Source organism: Micromonospora sp. CPCC 205739 (genome assembly GCF_036906795.1).
Classification (GTDB): domain Bacteria; phylum Actinomycetota; class Actinomycetes; order Mycobacteriales; family Micromonosporaceae; genus Micromonospora.
Map to the genome: position 1 here is coordinate 1 of NZ_JBAKHS010000026.1, position 16604 is coordinate 16604.

Sequence of the window (16604 nt, forward strand, 5' to 3'; positions counted from 1 at the left end):
ATCGACAGCCTCGATCAGCTTGTCGTCATCACACGGCACCTTCCACACCCGCCCGTGCTCATCCCGATCCCGATCCCGATCCCGATCCCGGTCCCGGTCCTTGCGGTCCTCCCCCCGGTCGCGACCGCTCCAGTCGTCGTGTTCCTTGCCGTTGTCCTCGCCGCGCTTGCCGGAATCCCGGCCCGCGGCCGGGCCGGCATCGCTGACGTTCTGCTTCGGCGCCGCCTGCGAGTCGCTGGCCCGCTGCGGGTCGTCGGCCTTGTCGTCACGGGCAGCCAGGCCGCCCAGTGCCGCCAGACCGACGACGCCGGTCAGGCCGGCCACGCCGGTGGCGACCCACAATTTGCGTCGCTTAGTCGACAGCGCGGCCGTGGGGGCCCCGCCGTCGGGAGTCGTTACGTCGTTGGACATCAGAGCCTTCCGCCCTTTCCTGCTACCAGACGGACTCGTACCGCCCGAGCGGCACGAGCAGCTACAAACGGGTTGCAGCCTGTTGTCCACACCGTATGAGAATGATCCTCGCGAGGCGGACGTATCCGAAGAAAGCCCGCATTCTTCTCATGTTGGCCGGGTAGGCGCAGCGGGTAGCATGACGTGAAGAAGGCCGTGACCAGCGCAAACGGCGGCGGGCCCCGCCATCGGTGCCGCGACGACGAAAACGTCGCGGACACCGACGGCGGGGCCCGCCGGGGTCGTACCGGTATCAGCCGGGTAGGCGGGGCCCTGCCTCCCGCTGCTCGGCCAGCCAGGTCTCCACCTCGTCAGAGCGGCGGGGCAGGCCGGCCGAGAGGTTCACCGAGCCGGTCGCGGTGACCAGGATGTCGTCCTCGATCCGCACGCCGATGCCGCGCAGCTCCTCGGGGACCAGCTCGTCCTCCGGCTGGAAGTACAGCCCCGGCTCGACGGTTAGCACGTAGCCCTCGCCGAGCGCGCCGTCGCGGTAGTGCTCCTTGCGGGCGTTGGCGCAGTCGTGCACGTCGATGCCGAGCATGTGGCTGGTGCCGTGCAGCGTCCACCGGCGGTAGACCGTCGAGGCCGGGTCCATCGCCTCGTCCACGCTCACCGGCAGCAGGCCGAGGTCCTTCAGCGCCTCGGCGAGCACGCGCATCGAGGTCTGGTGCACCTCCTTGAACGCCACACCCGGCTTGATCACGTCGATGCCGGCCTGCTGGGCGGCGTACACGGCGTCGTAGACCTGCCGCTGCAACGGGGTGAACCGGCCGTCGACCGGCAGCACCCGGGTGACGTCGGCGGTGTAGAGGTTGCGGTTCTCCACACCCATGTCCATCAGCAGCAGCTCACCCGGGCGGGTGGCGCCGTGGTTGTGCACCCAGTGCAGGATCGTCGCGTGCTCACCGGCGCCGACGATCGAGCCGTACCCGACGTCGTTGCCGTCGTGCCGGGCACGCAGCGCGAAGATCCCCTCCAGCAGCCGCTCGGAGACCCCACGGTCGGCCGGCAGCGCCCGGGCCACGTCCTCGAAGCCGCGTACGGTGGCGTCCACGGCCTCCTGGAGCTGGGCGATCTCCCACTCGTCCTTGACCAGCTTCAGCTCGGAGATCGCAATCGCCAGCTCCCGGTCGCGGGCCGGCTGTCCCTCCGCGCGGGCGCCGTCCCAGGGCCGCACGGCCGCGTCCACCCGGGCGTCGAAACCGCGCAGCACCCGGGTACGCCCCGGCGCCAGCCCGGCCAGTGCCGCGTCCAGCTCCGTCAGGTCCTCGGTCGGCAGGCCCAGCTCGGTGGACTTCTCCGCCAGGGTGTGCCGCCGGCCCACCCACAGCTCACCGTGGCGGCTGCGGAAGAACTCGTCCGTCTGGCGGGAGGAGCGGGGCCGCATGTACAGCGTGGCGTCGTGCCCGGAGCCGTTCGGGCGCAGCACGAGCACGCTGTCCGGGTCGTGGTCGCCGGTCAGGTACACGAAGTCGCTGCCCGGCCGGAACGGGTGGTCGGTGTCGTTGGCGCGGACCTTCTCGGTGCCGGTCGGGATGACCAGCGTCTCGCCCGGGAAGGCCGCCGAGAGCGCGGCCCGGCGCTTGGCGTGGTTGGGCACCTCGGGGCGCGGACCGACCGGCAGGGTGCTGTCCCGCCAGCCCTGGCGCATGAAGTCCAGGAACGCCTGCGGGAAGTCCGGGTCGTGCGATTCGGTGCCGTCCGCCGGCTGTCCGCTCGTCCGGTCCTCGGTCATGCTCGCTCCCTCCGCGTCGTTGCTGGTCCGACCGTACCGCCTCGCCCCGTCCGCCCGGGAACCGCCGGTGCGCCGGTCCGCCCGCCTCCGCCGATCCGGTACTCGTCGTCGTCGGGCGAGATCGACTGGCGACGACGATCCCTCCATCGGCGGGGAATGGCCGTGGGCGGTGGCGCGACGGCCGCTTCGGGCGCGTGGAAAGATGACCACCATGTGCGGACTCCTGGCCTTCTTCAGTGCGCGCGGCGACGCCGCCGCTCACCGCGACAACATCGCCGGGGCGTTGGAATGCCTGCACCACCGCGGCCCCGACGAGACCGGGGTCGAGGTGGTCGGGGACGCCTCCGGCCGGTACGCGGACGGGGTGTTCGCGCACAAGCGCCTGGCGATCATCGACGTGGCCTCCAGCCACGAACCGCTGCCGTACGCCGACGGCCGCTACCTGCTCACCTTCAACGGTGAGATCTACAACTACATCGAGCTGCGCGACGAGCTGGTGCGCAACTTCGGCGCCCAGTTCGCCACCGCCGGTGACGGTGAGGTGATCGTCGCCGGCTACCACTACTGGGGCGAGCAGGTGCTCACCCGGCTGCGCGGCATGTTCGCCTTCGTCATCTGGGACCGGCAGGAGCGGCGGGCCTTCGGCGCCCGCGACTACTTCGGCATCAAGCCGCTGCACTACCTGGAGACCGCCGACGGGCTCTACCTCGCCTCGGAGAAGAAGGCGCTGCTGCCCTTCGCGCGCTCGAACTACGAGGGCGACGCCGGCATCGACACGGCCAACCTGAGCCACTACCTGACCCTGCAGTACGTCCCGGAGCCCGGCACCCTGCACAAGGGGATCCGCCGGATCGGCTCGGGGGAGTACCTGACCTGGACCCCGGGTGGGCGCATCGACGTGCGCCGGTGGTACCGCCCGGTGTTCCGGCCCGCCCCGGTCACCGACGAGCAGCGGCTCTACCACGACATCCGGGAGACGCTGCGGGAGAGCGTCCGGATGCACATGCGTTCGGACGTGCCGGTCGGCTCGTTCCTGTCCAGCGGCATCGACTCGACCGCGGTGGTGGCCCTGGCCCGGGAGTTCAACCCGAACATCCTCACCTTCACCGTCGGGTACGACGTGCCCGGGTACTCCGAGATCGACGTGGCGCAGGAGTCGGCCCGGCACCTCGACGTGACCACCATCCCGACCAAGATCGGGCCGCAGGACATGATCGACGCCCTGCCGAAGATCGTCTGGCACCTGGACGACCCGGTGGCCGACCCCGCGCTGGTGCCGCTCTACTTCGTCGCCAAGAAGGCCGCGGAGCACGTCACGGTGGTCCTCTCCGGCGAGGGCGCCGACGAGTTCTTCGGCGGGTACACGATCTACCGGGAGCCGCTCTCGCTCGGCGCGGTCAACGGCCTGCCGGACGGGGTGCAGAAGGGCCTGCGCGCGGTCTCCAAGGCGATCCCGCAGGGGGTCAAGGGCAAGAGCTTCCTGGAGCGCGGCACCACCCCGATCGAGCAGCGCTACTACGGCAACGCCCGGATGTTCACCGAGGAGGAGAAGCAGCACCTGCTGCGCCGCTACGACCCCTCGGTCCGCTACACCGACGTGACCGCGCCGATCTACGCCGAGTGCACCGAGCTCGACGACGTCACCAAGATGCAGTACGTCGACCTCTACACCTGGCTGCGCGGCGACATCCTGGTCAAGGCCGACCGGATCTCGATGGCCCACTCGCTGGAGGTGCGGGTGCCCTTCCTCGACCGGGCGGTCTTCGACGTGGCCGCCGGCATCCCGGTCGACCTGAAGCTGCCGCCGCGCTCCGACGCCACCAAGTACGCCATGCGCCAGGCGTTGCAGGGCGTGGTGCCGCCGGCCATCGTCAACCGGAAGAAGCTGGGTTTCCCGACTCCGACCCGGGTCTGGCTGCGCGGCGAGATGTACGAGTGGGCCCGGCACGTGCTGGCCACCTCCGGCGCCGGCGACCTGATCGACCTGTCGTACGCGATGCGGCTGCTGGACGAGCACAAGCGGGAGGAGGCCGACCACTCCCGCAAGGTGTGGACCGTGCTGATCTTCTGCATCTGGCACGCCATCTTCGTCGCCAAGACCCTGGACCCCGGCATCCAGCGCAACCAGTCCGCACTGCTCACCAAGCCCGTGGTCGGCTCCATGGTCCGCTGACGGCCCCGCGCCGACCCCGGCGCGCCCACCGCCGTTGATCAAGAGGTTTGCGTCACCGGAGAAGCCTCCGGCCGACGCAAACCTCTTGATCGTTTCAGCGGTCCGTCGGGACGTGAGCCGTCAGCGGCCGGAGCAGGTGACGGTGGGGAGAGTGTTGGTGCCGGTGGTGGTGGCGGTGAAGCCGAACGTGGTGGTGCCCTCCGGGGCGATCGTGCCGTTCCAGGCCGCGTTGCCGACCGTCACCGCCGATCCGGTGGAGCTCACCGTGCCGTTCCAGAGACTGGTGAGCGACTGACCGCTGGGCCAGGTCCAGGCGGCCACCCAGCCGCCGTACGTCCGGGCGCTGTGATTCATGATCATGACCTCGCCCTGGAAGCCACCCGGCCAGGAGTTGACCACCTTGTACACCGCCATGCAGTCGCCGCCCGGCGGGGGCGTGGTCGGGCTCGGCGGCGGCGTGGTCGGCGACGGCGGGGGAGTCGTCGGGTTCGGCGGCGGGGTGGTGGGGTTCGGCGGCGGGGTGCCGCCGCCGGAACCGATCCCGGTCACCTCGCCGTTGCCCCCGTCGAAGGTCACGTCCGAGCAGCCGAAGAAGTTCTCCTGGCTGTCCGAGCGGACCCAGCGGGAGTAGACGATGTGCCGCCCGCTCTTGCCGGAGGGCAGGTTGCCACTGAAGTAGTAGTGCCCGTCGTTGGTGCCGACCGCGCCGCGCTGCGGCGGGTTGGTCACCGTCAGGAAGGGCTGCTCCTCCAGGTCGCTCCAGGCCAGCGGCCGGGTCGGGCTCCAACTGTCCTTCGTGACGTAGAAGTAGAACGTGCCCGGGTGGTGGGCCCAGTTGCTGTAGCGGAAGTCCAGCCGTGCCCCGGCGGTCAGGTGGGTCACCGGCCAGTCGGTGCGGGCCAGGTCGTACCCGGCGAAGCCGGGGTTGCCGCCGCTGCACAGCTTCCCGTCGGGGATGAAGCCGACGGTCCGGCCGCCGGCATCCGAGCGGAGCACGCTGAACCAGTTGTAGAGGGAGTTGGCGCCGCTCTGCGCGACCGCGGCCGAGCAGGCCGGGTTGACCGGCCTGATCTCGCCGGTCGGGCTGAGACCGTCCTTCCAGCACAGGTAGGTCCGGCTGCCCGGGGCCATCGCGGCGCCGTGCGCGGCGGCCGGGTCTCCGGCGGAGGTCAGGGCGACGGCGCCCAGGGCGAGGGTGGCGGCCGCGGTGAGCAGGGCGGCCGTACGGGAACGGATCACGAGGTTCTCCTGACCCGCGGGGCGGCGCGACGGCCGGCCCCGCTGTGTCGAGCGGATGCGACGATCGCGGCGCCACGGCCGGCGGCCCGGGAGTCGGGAGGGCCGGATGGCCGCGCACCGCCCACGGTCCGCGTCCCGCGGACCGGTGCCCTCGCGTCGGCTCCAGCTCGTCGCCGGTGGTGCGGCAGCCCCCGCACCGGCCCGGCACGCGTCATCCCACCACGCCCCGCCGACCGGGCGCAATAGCCGTTGCTCGATACGTGGAGACGGGGCTTCCGCCGCGCCGTGGCGGGCGCTGTGCCAGCCTGGTACGAAGCGACGGACGCTTGGGAGGCGACGTGGGATACGCGGTGGTACTCGGTGAGGCGCTGGTCGACCTGCTCGACGCCGAGTGCGAGGGCCGGCCGGTCTTCCGGCAGGAGATCGGCGGTGGCCCGCTCAACGTCGCCGTCGGGGTGTCCCGGCTCGGCGGCGCGGCCGAGTTCGTCGGGTCGTTCGGCGACGACGTGCTGGCCGGCCGGATCCGCGCCTTCCTCGCCGACGCCGGCGTCGGGCTGGCCGGCGCGGTCGCCGTCGGGGTGCCCACCACCCTCGCGGTCACCACGCACGCCGGGGCCGAGCCCGACTTCCGCTTCTACGGCGAGCCGCCCTCGTACGGCCTGCTCGCCGCCGACAATCTGGACCTGGCCCTGATCGAGGGCGCCGACGTGCTCTACTGCGGGTCGATCGTGCTGCTCTGCCCGCCGGTGCTCGCCGCCGCGCGGCGCGCCTGGTCGCTCGCCACCGGCCTGCGGGTGTTCGACCCCAACGTGCGGCCCCGGCTGCTGAACGGTCCGTCGACGCTGGACGGGCTGCGGGAGGTGGTCGCGGAGTTCGCCGCCGGGGCGCACCTGGTCAAGCTGAGCGAGGCCGACGCCGCGCTGCTCTACCCGCGCGAGCCGGTCGAGGGAGTCGCCGCGTACCTGCGTGAGCTGGGGGCGGGCACCGTCGTGGTCACCCTCGGCGCGGCCGGCGCGATCGTCGCCGCCGGCGCCGACCCGGTACGCGTGCCCGCGCCGAAGGTGCGCGCGGTCGACGCCACCGGCGCGGGCGACTCGGTGATGGCGGCGCTCATCGCCGACCTGCTCGTCGACGGGGAGCCGGCCGAGCCGACCGACTGGCACCAGCGGGTGGCGTTCGCGCTGCGGGTCGCCGGACTGGTCTGCGAGTCGCCCGGCGGGGCGGTGTCCATGCCCACCCGCGCCGAGGTGCTGCGCCGCTTCGTCGACTGAGCCGGACCGGACACCCCGCCGCGGGAGGCCGCCTCAGCGGGAGCGGGTGAGCACCGCATCGAGCGACAGCGCGGCGGCCGCCGGCGGTCACCGCCGCCGTCGGCAGCGCGGTGGCGTCCGGCAGCGCCCGGCGAACGTCAGAGGGTGCCGTCGAGTTCGGCGTAGCCGCGGCGGGCCGCGATCAGGCCGGGGCGGGCGCCGAAGGGCGCCTCGGCCGCGACCCGCTCGGGCGGGGCGCTGCCGGTGTGGGCCGCGCGGATCAGCCAGGCCAGGTCCACCAGCTGACGGTGCTGGGCCCGGACGAACTCGGCGTCGACCGGGTCGCCGTGGCCGGGCACGACCACCGTCGCGGGCGTGGTGAGCCGCAGCAGCTCGGCCACCGCGTCCGGCCACTGCAGGGGGTACGAGTCCTCGAAGGCGGGCGGGCCGCTCTGCTCCACCAGGTCCCCGGCGACCAGCACGTCGGCGTCGGGCACGTGCACCACCAGGTCGGCGTCGGTGTGCCCGTGCCCCGGATGGCGCAGCACCACCCGCCGGCCCCCGACGTCGAGCACGGCCTCGGTGAGCACGGTGTGCGTCGGGGCCAGCAGCTCCGTGCCGGCCACCTCGGCGGCGAACTCCGGCCGCTCGCCGCGCAACTCCTCGTACGCCTCCCGGCGCAGCGCGTCCGGCCGCTCGCGCAGCGCGGCGGCGGCCAGCTCGTGCGCGTACACCGGGCGGGGCGGGTCGGCGGCGAGGGTGGCGTTGCCGAAGCAGTGGTCGTAGTGGTGGTGGGTGTTGACCAGGGTCCACGGGTGACCGGTGACCGCGCGGGCCGCCGCGGCCAGCTCGGCGGCCTGCCCGGCGGTGGAGAGGCTGTCCACCAGCAACGCCTCGCCGTCGCCGACGACCAGGGTGACGTTGACGTCGAGCACCGGCTCGCGCAGCACGTGGACCCGGTCGGCGATCTCCACGAACCGCACGGTCACGACACCCGCGCCGCGCGCGCCACGAAGCGCTGCCGGTCCACCAGCGCCCGCTCGACCCGGCCCTCGGCCACCGTCTCGGCGCCGTCGGTGACTGTGACCTCGAACACCAGCCGCCGCCCGGCGACCTCGGCCAGCCGGGCGTGCGCCACGACCGTCCGCCCGACCGGCGTCGCCGCCCGGTGTTCCAGCTCGACCCGGCTGCCCACGGTCGTCGAGCCGGCCGGCAGGTGGGTGGCGGTGGCCGCGACGGTGGCGGCCTCGGCGAGCGCGAGCAACCGGGGCGTGCCGAGCACCGGCACGTCGCCGGAGCCCACCGCCTGCGCGGTGTCGGCGTCGGTGACGGTCAGCTCCACCCGGGCGGTCAGCCCGGTCGGGAAGGGGGTGTCCGGCTGCTCCTGCATGCGCTCAGCGTAGGTGTTCGGCGGCTGCCTGGGCGACGCCGCCGGTGAACCGGACCACCGGCCGCCGGGAGTCCGGCCCGGCGGCCGGCGGTGGCCGGGCCGGGGCGGGGGCGGTCGCCGCCCGGTGGTCGGCGTCGGCGGGCGTGTCGGCCGCCGTTAACCTTGACCGCGATGGCCGTCGTGACTGACCCCCAGCCCCCCGCCCCCACCGGACCGACCGCGTCCGCCGACGGCGGGCGTCGCCGCGTGATCGCGATGGCGATCTGGGGCGTCGCCTTCGTCGCCGCCTGGCTCGCCATCGGCCTGCCGACCGATCCGGCGTACGCGTTCGTCTGGATCTGGGCGGGGACGATCGCGTGGAACTCGTCCCGCCCGTGGCGCAGCCACCTGCGCTTCGCCCGCGACTGGGTGCCGGTGGTGCTGCTGCTGGCCGCGTACAACCTCTCCCGGGGGTTCGCCGACAACGGCGCGACGCCGCACGCCTACGAGCTGATCGTCGCCGACCGGGTGATGTTCGGCTGGGCCACCGGCGGCGAGGTGCCCACGGTCTGGCTCCAGGAGCACCTGTACCGGCCCGACGTGCACTGGTGGGACGTCCTGGCGAGCTGGGTCTACTTCTCCCACTTCGTGGTGGCGCTGGCCGCCGCCGCGGTGCTCTGGCTGCGCGACCGGGGCCGGTGGGCGGCGTTCATGCGGCGCTGGGGGTTCCTCTGCGCCTCCGGGCTGGTCACCTACTTCCTCTACCCGGCCGCCCCGCCGTGGTGGGCGGCGCAGAACGGCCTGCTCACCGAGGTGGCACGGATCTCCACCCGGGGCTGGAAGGCGTTCGGCATGCACGGCGCCGGCAACCTGCTCAACGCCGGGCAGATCGCCAGCAACCCGGTCGCCGCGATGCCCTCGCTGCACACCGCGTTCGCCCTGTTCGTCGTGCTTTTCTTCCTCCGGGCCACCCGCAAGCGGTGGTGGCCGCTGCTGCTGGCGTACCCGCTGGCGATGACCTTCACCCTGGTCTACTGCGGCGAGCACTACGTCATCGACGTGCTGGTCGGCTGGGCGTACGTGGGGATGACCTTCCTGGTGGTCGGGCTCGCCGAGCGCTGGTGGGCGGCCCGCCAGGCCCGCCGGCCGGTCCCGGCCGACGCCGCCGTCGGCGTGCCCGCCGCTCCGCCGGTGGCCGCCATCCCGGCCGCCGCTGGGCCGGGCGCCAATGCCCCGGTCGGGGAGCCGACGGAGCAGCCGGCCGTCCGCTGAGCCGTCAGCGGACGCGCTGCGCGGCGTGCGCCCGGGCGGTCAGCTCCGCGGCGAGTGCCCACGCCTCGGCCAGGTCGCGGTCGTGCGCCGCGGCACCGGACCCGCCCGCGGTGTCGGCGTGCACCGTCGCCAGCCCCAGCCGCCGCTGCGCCGGCCCCTGCACCACCCGCACGCTCTGGATCCGGGCGTACGGCACGATCGCCAGCTGCCGGGTGAGCAGCCCGGAGCGGACGGCGAAGACCCGTTCGCCCAGCCCGGCGCCGAGCACCCGGACGCCCAGCGGCCGCAGCCAGCGGGCCCGGGCCGGCGGGGGCGCCAACGGCAGGGTGGTCAGCCGCACCCCGGGCAGCACCTCGGCGACGATCTCCTCGGCGATGCGCAGGTCGCCGACGGGCAGCAGCCGGTCCGGCCGGTTCCGGTCGTCCGGCTCGCCACCGGAGTAGCCGGCCACCTCCAGCCGCAGCCGCAGCCAGCCCTTCAGCCGCCAGAGCAGCGGCCAGGTCACCCCGATCGTCTGCACCCGGTCCAGTGGCACGGTCTGCACCCGGGTCTCCAGCAGGCCGTTGCGCACGCGCAGCCGGTCGTCCTCGCGGTCGAGCCGGAAGCTCCAGTCGTCGAGCACCCGGCGGACGGGTTGCAGGATCACGCCGGCCATCGCGGTCAGCGTGCTGGCCACCGCGATGAACGACCACGAGCCCGCGGAGAGGAACTGCGCCACCACGAAGACCAGGCCGAACGGGAGCAGGAACGCCTGCGGGGTGAGTAGCTGGCTGACCAGCAGGTCGGTGTTGCGTACCGCGTGCAGCGGCCGGCCGGTCGGCTCCGGCGCCGCCCCGGGGTGCTCGGCGGCCGGGGCGACCTCGCGGCCGGGCGCCCGACCCGCCACGGCGAGCAGCCGCTGCCGCAGCGCCTCCGCGTCGGCGACCCCGAGGTACGCCAGCGGCGCCTCGGTCTTGCCGCCGCCGACCACCTCCAGCCGCAGCTCGGCCAGGCCGGTGAGCTGGGCGAGCAGCGGCCGGACCACCTCCACTGCCTGCAACCGCTCCAGCGGGATCGCCCGGGTACGCCGCCAGAGCAGCCCCTCGTGCACCCGCAGTTCCCGCCCGACGATGTGGTAGCCCGTGTTCCACCAGCTGACCACCGCCAGCACGGTCGCGCCCAGCGCCAGCACCGCCACCAGCGCGGCGAACACGCCGAAGCCCACCCGGGACAGGGTGGACCAGGACAGGCCCGCGATCACCACGACCAGTGACTTCGCGCCGTGCAGCACCGGGCTCAGCGGGTGCAGCCGCTGCCGCGGCTCCTCCTCGACCGGGCCGGGCACGGGGCCGGGTGTGCCGGGCGTCGGAGGATAGGCGGACCCGGGGACATGGTCCCCGGGCGGCGGTCCATGTCCGGCTGGGCCGGGTGTCGGACCGTGCCCAGGTGGGCCGGGTGTCGGACCGTGTCCCGGTAGGCCGGACGCAGGGCCGTGGAGCGGTGGGCCGGACGCAGGACCGTAGGCCGGTGGGCCGGATGTCGGGTGGTGCGCCGGTGGGCCGGAGACCGGGCCGTATCCGGGTGGGCCGGAAACCGCGCCGTAGCCGGGTGGGCCGGAGACCGGGCCGAGGCCGGGTGGGGCGGCCGGGGCGGACGGCTCCGGTGGGACCGGCGCGGGCCCGGCGTCGGGCCGGGCCGGCTCCGGGCCGCGCGGCCCGTCGTTCACAGCCCCTCCGCGCGGTCTTCGCCCAGCGCGGTGAGCCGGTCGCGCAGCCGGGACGCCTCCTCCGGCCGCAGGCCGGGCACCCGGGCGTCGCTGGCCGCGGCGGCGGTGTGCAGCTGCACGGTGGCCAGCCGGAAGGCCCGTTCCAGCGGCCCGGCGCTGACGTCGACGAACTGCATCCGCGAGTACGGGACGATGGAGAGCCGACGGACCAGCAGCCCGTGCCGGACCAGCAGGTCGTTCTCGCGCTCGGCGTAGCCCCAGGCGTGAACGGCCCGGACGATCGCCACCGCCCGCCAGGCGCCGAGCAGCAGCACCACCGCGAACCCGACGCCGAAGCCCCAGTGACCGCTGAGCGCCCAGCCCAGCCCCAGCGCGGCCAGCACGACGGTCAGCCCCATCGCGAGCCGGAGCAGCTCCACCTTGATCAGGTCATGGGAGATCGGCTGCCACCGGACGGTGTCCGGCCAGGGTTCCAGGGCGCTGACCGGCGGCTGGGGTGGCTCGGTGCCGTTCACCGGAAAGGTCCGCTCTGCGCGCTCACCGTTCGAGCGTATGCGATCCCGGCAGCGCTGCGACCTCGCGTAGGAAGCCGCGCGCGTCGAGGAAGTCGCCGAGTGACGTCCGGTGCTGCGGGCAGGCCAGCCACGTCTTGCGCCGTTCGGCGTCGTGCAGGCGGGGATTGTTCCAGCGCAGCGCCCACTCGGCGGGAGCGCGGCAGCCGCGGGCCGAGCAGATCGGGGCCTCGTCGGCGGTGCTGGGATCGGTCACCCGGGCCAGTCTAGGGCGGGGTGCCGGAAGTTTGAGCGCCGGGCGACCACGGGGGGAGCCGCCCGGCGACGGGGTGAATCGTACACGCGCCGGACCCCGGTGTGTCCACCCTCGTTCAGCGATTCGGCGAACGGGACGCCGCGGTGGAAATCGGCTTCTCCCTCCGTCGGCTCTCAGCCCGGCATGCGAGTCTTGATACCGCACCACGCCGCGACGATCGATCATGCTGTGGAGGACCGGTGGCCCAGCCGACCACGCCCGACGCCCCGACCCCGAACGGGACGGCCCCCGAGACACCCGTGCCGGTGAGCACGCCGGCGCAGGACGCCACCCTGCTGGAACGGGCGCTGTTCGAGATCAAACGGGTCATCGTCGGCCAGGACCGGATGGTGGAGCGGATGTTCGTCGCGCTCCTCGCCCGGGGGCACTGCCTGCTGGAGGGCGTACCCGGGGTCGCCAAGACGCTGGCGGTGGAGACCCTGGCCAAGGTGGTCGGTGGGGACTTCGCCCGGGTGCAGTTCACCCCGGACCTGGTCCCCGCCGACATCATGGGCACCCGGATCTACCGGCAGTCCAGCGAGAAGTTCGACGTGGAGCTGGGCCCGGTCTTCGTGAACTTCCTGCTCGCCGACGAGATCAACCGGGCGCCGGCGAAGGTGCAGTCCGCGCTGCTGGAGGTGATGAGCGAGCGGCAGGTCTCCATCGGCGGCGAGACGCACCGGGTGCCGAACCCGTTCCTGGTGATGGCCACCCAGAACCCGATCGAGCAGGAGGGCGTCTACCCGCTGCCGGAGGCGCAGCGGGACCGGTTCCTGATGAAGATCGTGGTGGGCTACCCGACCGACGCCGAGGAACGCGAGATCGTCTACCGGATGGGCGTCGCCCCGCCGGAGCCGGCGCAGGTCTTCACCAGCGACGACCTGATCGCGTTGCAGCACCGTGCCGACCAGGTCTTCGTGCACAACGCGCTGGTCGACTACGCGGTCCGGCTGGTGCTGGCCACCCGTACCCCGGCCGAGCACGGCATGCCCGACGTCGCCCGGCTCATCCAGTACGGGGCCAGCCCGCGCGCCTCGCTCGGCCTGGTCCGGGCCACCCGGGCGCTGGCCCTGCTGCGGGGCCGCGACTACGCGCTGCCCCAGGACGTGCAGGACATCGCGCCGGACATCCTGCGGCACCGGCTGGTGCTCAGCTACGACGCGCTCGCCGACGACGTGCCCGCCGACCACGTGGTGCACCGGGTCATGTCGACGATCCCGCTGCCGTCGGTGGCACCCCGTCAGCAGGCGACTCCCGCGCCGGTGAGCGCCCCGCCCGGCGCCGGTTGGCCCGGGCAGCGGCCGTGACCTCACCCGTGCGCCCGGCCGACGCCGGCGGCGAGCGGACCGAGGCGGTGCTGTCCCGGTTGCAGCTGCTGGTCACCCGCAAGCTCGACGGCCTGCTCCAGGGCGACTACGCCGGGCTGCTGCCCGGGCCGGGCAGCGAGGCGGGGGAGTCGCGGGAGTACCGGCCCGGCGACGACGTACGCCGGATGGACTGGCCGGTCACCGCCCGGACCACCATGCCGCACGTGCGGCGGACGGTGGCCGACCGGGAGCTGGAGACCTGGCTGGCGGTGGACCTGTCGGCGAGCCTCGACTTCGGCACCGGACGCTGGCTCAAGCGGGACGTGGTGGTCGCCGCGACGGCGGCGCTGACCCACCTGACCGTGCGCGGCGGCAACCGGATCGGCGCGGTGATCGGCACCGGCGCGGAGCCCGTGGCGCCCACCGGCCGCTGGCGCAGCGCCCCGCCGCCGCCCACCGGGCCGGGCGTGCTGACCCGGGTGCCGGCCCGCTCCGGTCGCCGGGAGGCGCAGGCGTTGCTGCGGGCGGTCGCGCACACCCCGGTCCGGCCCGGGCGCAGCGACCTGGGCGCGCTGGTCGACCTGCTCAACCGCCCGCCGCGCCGGCGGGGCCTGGCGGTGGTGGTCTCGGACTTCCTCGCGCCGCCGCAGCAGTGGGGCCGGCCGCTGCGTAAGCTGCGGGTCCGGCACGACGTGCTGGCGATCGAGGTGGTCGACCCGCGCGAGTTGGAGCTGCCCGACGTGGGGGTGCTGCCGGTGGTCGACCCGGAGACCGGGGAGCTGCACGAGGTGCAGACCGCCGATCCCCGGCTGCGCCGGCGGTACGCCGAGGCGGCGGCCGCCCAGCGCGAGGCGATCGCCACCGAGCTGCGCGCCGCCGGCGCCGGGCACCTGCGCCTGCGTACCGACCGAGACTGGCTGCTGGACATGGTGCGATTCGTGGCCGCGCAGCGGCACGCGCGCACCCGGGGGACGACGCGATGATCCGTTTTCTGCAACCGTGGTGGCTGCTGGCCCTGCTGCCGGTGCTCGGCCTCGCCGCGCTCTACGTGTGGCGGCAGCGCCACCGCCGGGCGTACGCGATGCGGTTCACCAACGTGGACCTGCTGCGGACCCTGGCGCCCAAGGGGCTGGGCTGGCGGCGGCACGCCGCGGCCACCGCCTTCCTGCTCGCCCTGGTGGCGCTGGCGGCGGGGATGGCCCGCCCGGCGGTGGACACCCGGGAGCCCCTGGAACGGGCCACCGTGATGCTCGCCATCGACGTGTCGCTGTCCATGCAGGCCGACGACGTGGCGCCGAACCGGCTGGAGGCCGCGCAGGAGGCGGCGAAGCAGTTCGTCGGGGAGCTGCCGGAAAGCTACAACCTGGGGCTGGTCTCCTTCGCCAAGTCGGCGAACGTGCTGGTCGCCCCGACCAAGGACCGGGAGGCGGTGACGGCGGCGATCGACGGGCTGACCCTGGCCGAGGCGACCGCCACCGGCGAGGCGGTCTTCACCTGCCTGGAGGCGATCCGCTCGGTCCCGGCCGACGGCGCGGCGGGCATCCCGCCGGCCCGGATCGTGCTGCTCTCCGACGGCTTCCGCACCTCGGGCCGGTCGGTGGAGGAGGCCGGGGCGGCGGCGCAGGCGGCGAACGTGCCCGTCTCCACCATCGCCTTCGGCACCGACTCCGGGCAGGTCGACATCAACGGCCAGCCGCAGCGGGTACCGGTGGACCGGCTGGCGCTGGCGCAGCTCGCCGAGACCACCGAGGGCTACTTCTACGAGGCGGCCTCGGTCTCCGAGCTGAAGCAGGTCTACCAGGACATGGGCAGCTCGATCGGGTTCCGCACCGAGCCGCGCGAGATCACCCAGTGGTACGCGGGCGTGGCCCTGCTGCTGGCGCTCTGCGCCGGCGGGCTGAGCCTGCTCTGGTCGTCCCGGATGCTCTGACGCGCTCCGGGTCGGGGCGGTGCGGACGGGCCGTACGGCCGGCGGTGGTCAGTGACCGCCGCCGGCCAGGACGAAGACGACGGCCACCCAGACGGCGGCGAGGGTGAAGCCCAGCGGGGCGACGTAACGGCTCATGGACGGCTCCGGGTGGCGGCTGGACGGTCCGCGCGTGCGGGGGCGGACCGCAGGGGTTGAGCAGGACGCGCACACGAAGTCGTGACCGGGCGGCTCCACCGTGGGCCGTCCCGAGGGTGGGACGACGCGGGCCGGCCACCCCGGCGGCGGCCGGAGCGGGCGGTGCGGGGAGCGGGAGCTGGGTCAGCTCAGCGACTGAGTCGTGGCTCAGCGGGGCTGACGGAGGGCCCGGCCACGACTGGGAGGATCGCTATCTCGCACAGCGATCACCTCCTGCGGTCGGCGGGGCCCGGAACGCGGGCCGGACGCCGACCCGCAAACGCCGATCATCGTACAACGGGGACACCGCCGGCGCGCACCCGGCCGAGCGTCCGGACCGACCCGGCCGAAGGGTCGGCGAGCAGGGGCCGTGCAGCGCGTCCGGACCCCTCGGGCGGGGTCCCGGGCGGTCCGGGCGTTAGCGCTTACCTGCCGGTAACGCCTAGGCTCCGACCGACGCAGAGATCAGCTGAGCAGAGGGAGGACCCGTGGCCCGTACCGTGCTGGTGACCGGCGGCAACCGGGGGATCGGCCTGGCCATCGCGCAGGCGTTCGCCAAGCAGGGCGACCGGGTGGCGGTGACCCACCGCAGCGGCGACGCCCCCGAGGGGCTCTTCGGCGTGCGGTGCGACGTCACCGACGCGGCCTCGGTGGACGCGGCCTTCACCGCCGTCGAGGCCGAGCTGGGTCCGGTCGAGGTGCTGGTGGCCAACGCCGGCATCACCGACGACACGCTGCTGATGCGGATGTCCGAGGAGCAGTTCACCGGCGTGCTGGACACCAACCTCACCGGCACCTTCCGCTGCGCCAAGCGGGCCTCGACCAAGATGCTCCGGGCGAAGTGGGGCCGGATGATCTTCATCTCCTCGGTGGTCGGCCTCTACGGCGGCGTCGGCCAGGTCAACTACGCCGCCAGCAAGGCCGGCCTGGTGGGCGTGGCCCGCTCGATCACCCGCGAGCTGGGCAGCCGCAACATCACCGCCAACGTGGTCGCCCCCGGCTTCATCGACACCGACATGACCGCCAAGCTGCCCGACGAGCGCCGCGCCGAGTACCGCAAGGCCATCCCGGCCGGCCGGTTCGCCGAGCCGGACGAGGTCGCCGGCGTGGTCACCTGGCTGGCCTCGGACGCGGCCGGCTACATCTCCGGCGCCGTCATCCCGGTCGACGGCGGCCTCGGCATGGGCCACTGA

14 protein-coding genes and 1 pseudogene are annotated in these 16604 nt (G+C 74.0%); 7 read left to right on the top strand and 8 right to left on the bottom strand.

Annotated elements, in window-relative coordinates; translation table 11 throughout:
* Window positions 1–411, bottom strand: a pseudogene (locus V6U88_RS26640) (hypothetical protein); the annotation flags it as partial.
* Between the two features lie 292 nt (window positions 412–703).
* Complete coding sequence (locus tag V6U88_RS26645) at window positions 704–2185, bottom strand: aminopeptidase P family protein (RefSeq protein ID WP_334457116.1); 1482 nt, start codon at window positions 2183–2185, stop codon at window positions 704–706.
* Window positions 2186–2396: 211 nt separating this feature from the next.
* Between V6U88_RS26645 and asnB the strand changes: the two genes are divergently transcribed.
* Window positions 2397–4358, top strand: a complete 1962-nt coding sequence (gene asnB / locus V6U88_RS26650) for an asparagine synthase (glutamine-hydrolyzing) (protein ID WP_334457118.1) — start codon at window positions 2397–2399, stop codon at window positions 4356–4358.
* A gap of 120 nt (window positions 4359–4478) precedes the next feature.
* Here the strand turns inward: asnB and V6U88_RS26655 are convergent, their stop codons facing one another.
* Window positions 4479–5597: a lytic polysaccharide monooxygenase auxiliary activity family 9 protein gene (locus V6U88_RS26655; RefSeq protein WP_334457121.1), complete on the bottom strand. Its 1119-nt coding sequence runs from the start codon at window positions 5595–5597 to the stop codon at window positions 4479–4481.
* A gap of 338 nt (window positions 5598–5935) precedes the next feature.
* Between V6U88_RS26655 and V6U88_RS26660 the strand changes: the two genes are divergently transcribed.
* The gene (locus V6U88_RS26660) at window positions 5936–6868 is read left to right on the top strand and encodes a PfkB family carbohydrate kinase (protein WP_334457122.1); all 933 of its coding nucleotides are present in this window, start codon (window positions 5936–5938) and stop codon (window positions 6866–6868) included.
* Between the two features lie 137 nt (window positions 6869–7005).
* Here the strand turns inward: V6U88_RS26660 and V6U88_RS26665 are convergent, their stop codons facing one another.
* Entirely contained in the window at window positions 7006–7836 is an 831-nt protein-coding gene (locus V6U88_RS26665; protein WP_334457124.1) for an MBL fold metallo-hydrolase, read from the bottom strand.
* A complete protein-coding gene (locus V6U88_RS26670; RefSeq protein WP_334457126.1) occupies window positions 7833–8237 on the bottom strand; it encodes a thioesterase family protein in 405 nt (134 codons plus the stop codon). The genes V6U88_RS26665 and V6U88_RS26670 overlap by 4 nt, the downstream gene beginning before the upstream one ends.
* A gap of 171 nt (window positions 8238–8408) precedes the next feature.
* On the opposite strand from V6U88_RS26670, the gene V6U88_RS26675 reads away from it, so the two are divergent.
* Window positions 8409–9488 (top strand): phosphatase PAP2 family protein, encoded by a 1080-nt coding sequence (locus V6U88_RS26675; protein WP_334457128.1) that lies wholly within the window; start codon window positions 8409–8411, stop codon window positions 9486–9488.
* 4 nt (window positions 9489–9492) lie between these two features.
* Here V6U88_RS26675 and V6U88_RS26680 read toward each other — a convergent pair whose 3' ends face one another.
* The 3 genes from V6U88_RS26680 to V6U88_RS26690 all read right to left on the bottom strand — a co-directional run bounded on the left by V6U88_RS26680 (window position 9493) and on the right by V6U88_RS26690 (window position 11961).
* A complete protein-coding gene (locus tag V6U88_RS26680) occupies window positions 9493–10812 on the bottom strand; it encodes a PH domain-containing protein (protein ID WP_334457130.1) in 1320 nt (439 codons plus the stop codon).
* Window positions 10813–11189: 377 nt separating this feature from the next.
* On the bottom strand, window positions 11190–11708 hold the full coding sequence (locus V6U88_RS26685; RefSeq protein ID WP_334457132.1) for a PH domain-containing protein: 519 nt from the start codon (window positions 11706–11708) through the stop codon (window positions 11190–11192).
* Between the two features lie 22 nt (window positions 11709–11730).
* Window positions 11731–11961, bottom strand: coding sequence for a hypothetical protein (locus V6U88_RS26690; RefSeq protein WP_334457134.1), 231 nt, complete (start codon window positions 11959–11961; stop codon window positions 11731–11733).
* Between the two features lie 239 nt (window positions 11962–12200).
* Between V6U88_RS26690 and V6U88_RS26695 the strand changes: the two genes are divergently transcribed.
* From V6U88_RS26695 to V6U88_RS26710, 4 genes are all read left to right on the top strand, one after another.
* Window positions 12201–13307, top strand: a complete 1107-nt coding sequence (locus V6U88_RS26695; protein WP_334457136.1) for an AAA family ATPase — start codon at window positions 12201–12203, stop codon at window positions 13305–13307.
* Window positions 13286–14290, top strand: a complete 1005-nt coding sequence (locus V6U88_RS26700) for a DUF58 domain-containing protein (RefSeq protein ID WP_334457138.1) — start codon at window positions 13286–13288, stop codon at window positions 14288–14290. Before V6U88_RS26695 ends, V6U88_RS26700 begins: the two co-directional genes overlap by 22 nt.
* A complete protein-coding gene (locus tag V6U88_RS26705) occupies window positions 14287–15237 on the top strand; it encodes a VWA domain-containing protein (RefSeq protein ID WP_334457140.1) in 951 nt (316 codons plus the stop codon). The genes V6U88_RS26700 and V6U88_RS26705 overlap by 4 nt, the downstream gene beginning before the upstream one ends.
* Before the next feature lie 662 nt (window positions 15238–15899).
* A complete protein-coding gene (locus tag V6U88_RS26710; RefSeq protein WP_334457142.1) occupies window positions 15900–16604 on the top strand; it encodes a beta-ketoacyl-ACP reductase in 705 nt (234 codons plus the stop codon).

Bases quoted from the DNA above. Each gene is read 5' to 3' on its own strand.
- V6U88_RS26645 (WP_334457116.1), bottom strand. From the start codon at position 2,185: ATGACCGAGGACCGGACGAGCGGACAGCCGGCGGACGGCACCGAATCG.
- asnB (WP_334457118.1), top strand. From the start codon at position 2,397: ATGTGCGGACTCCTGGCCTTCTTCAGTGCGCGCGGCGACGCCGCCGCT.
- V6U88_RS26670 (WP_334457126.1), bottom strand. From the start codon at position 8,237: ATGCAGGAGCAGCCGGACACCCCCTTCCCGACCGGGCTGACCGCCCGG.
- V6U88_RS26675 (WP_334457128.1), top strand. From the start codon at position 8,409: ATGGCCGTCGTGACTGACCCCCAGCCCCCCGCCCCCACCGGACCGACC.
- V6U88_RS26705 (WP_334457140.1), top strand. From the start codon at position 14,287: ATGATCCGTTTTCTGCAACCGTGGTGGCTGCTGGCCCTGCTGCCGGTG.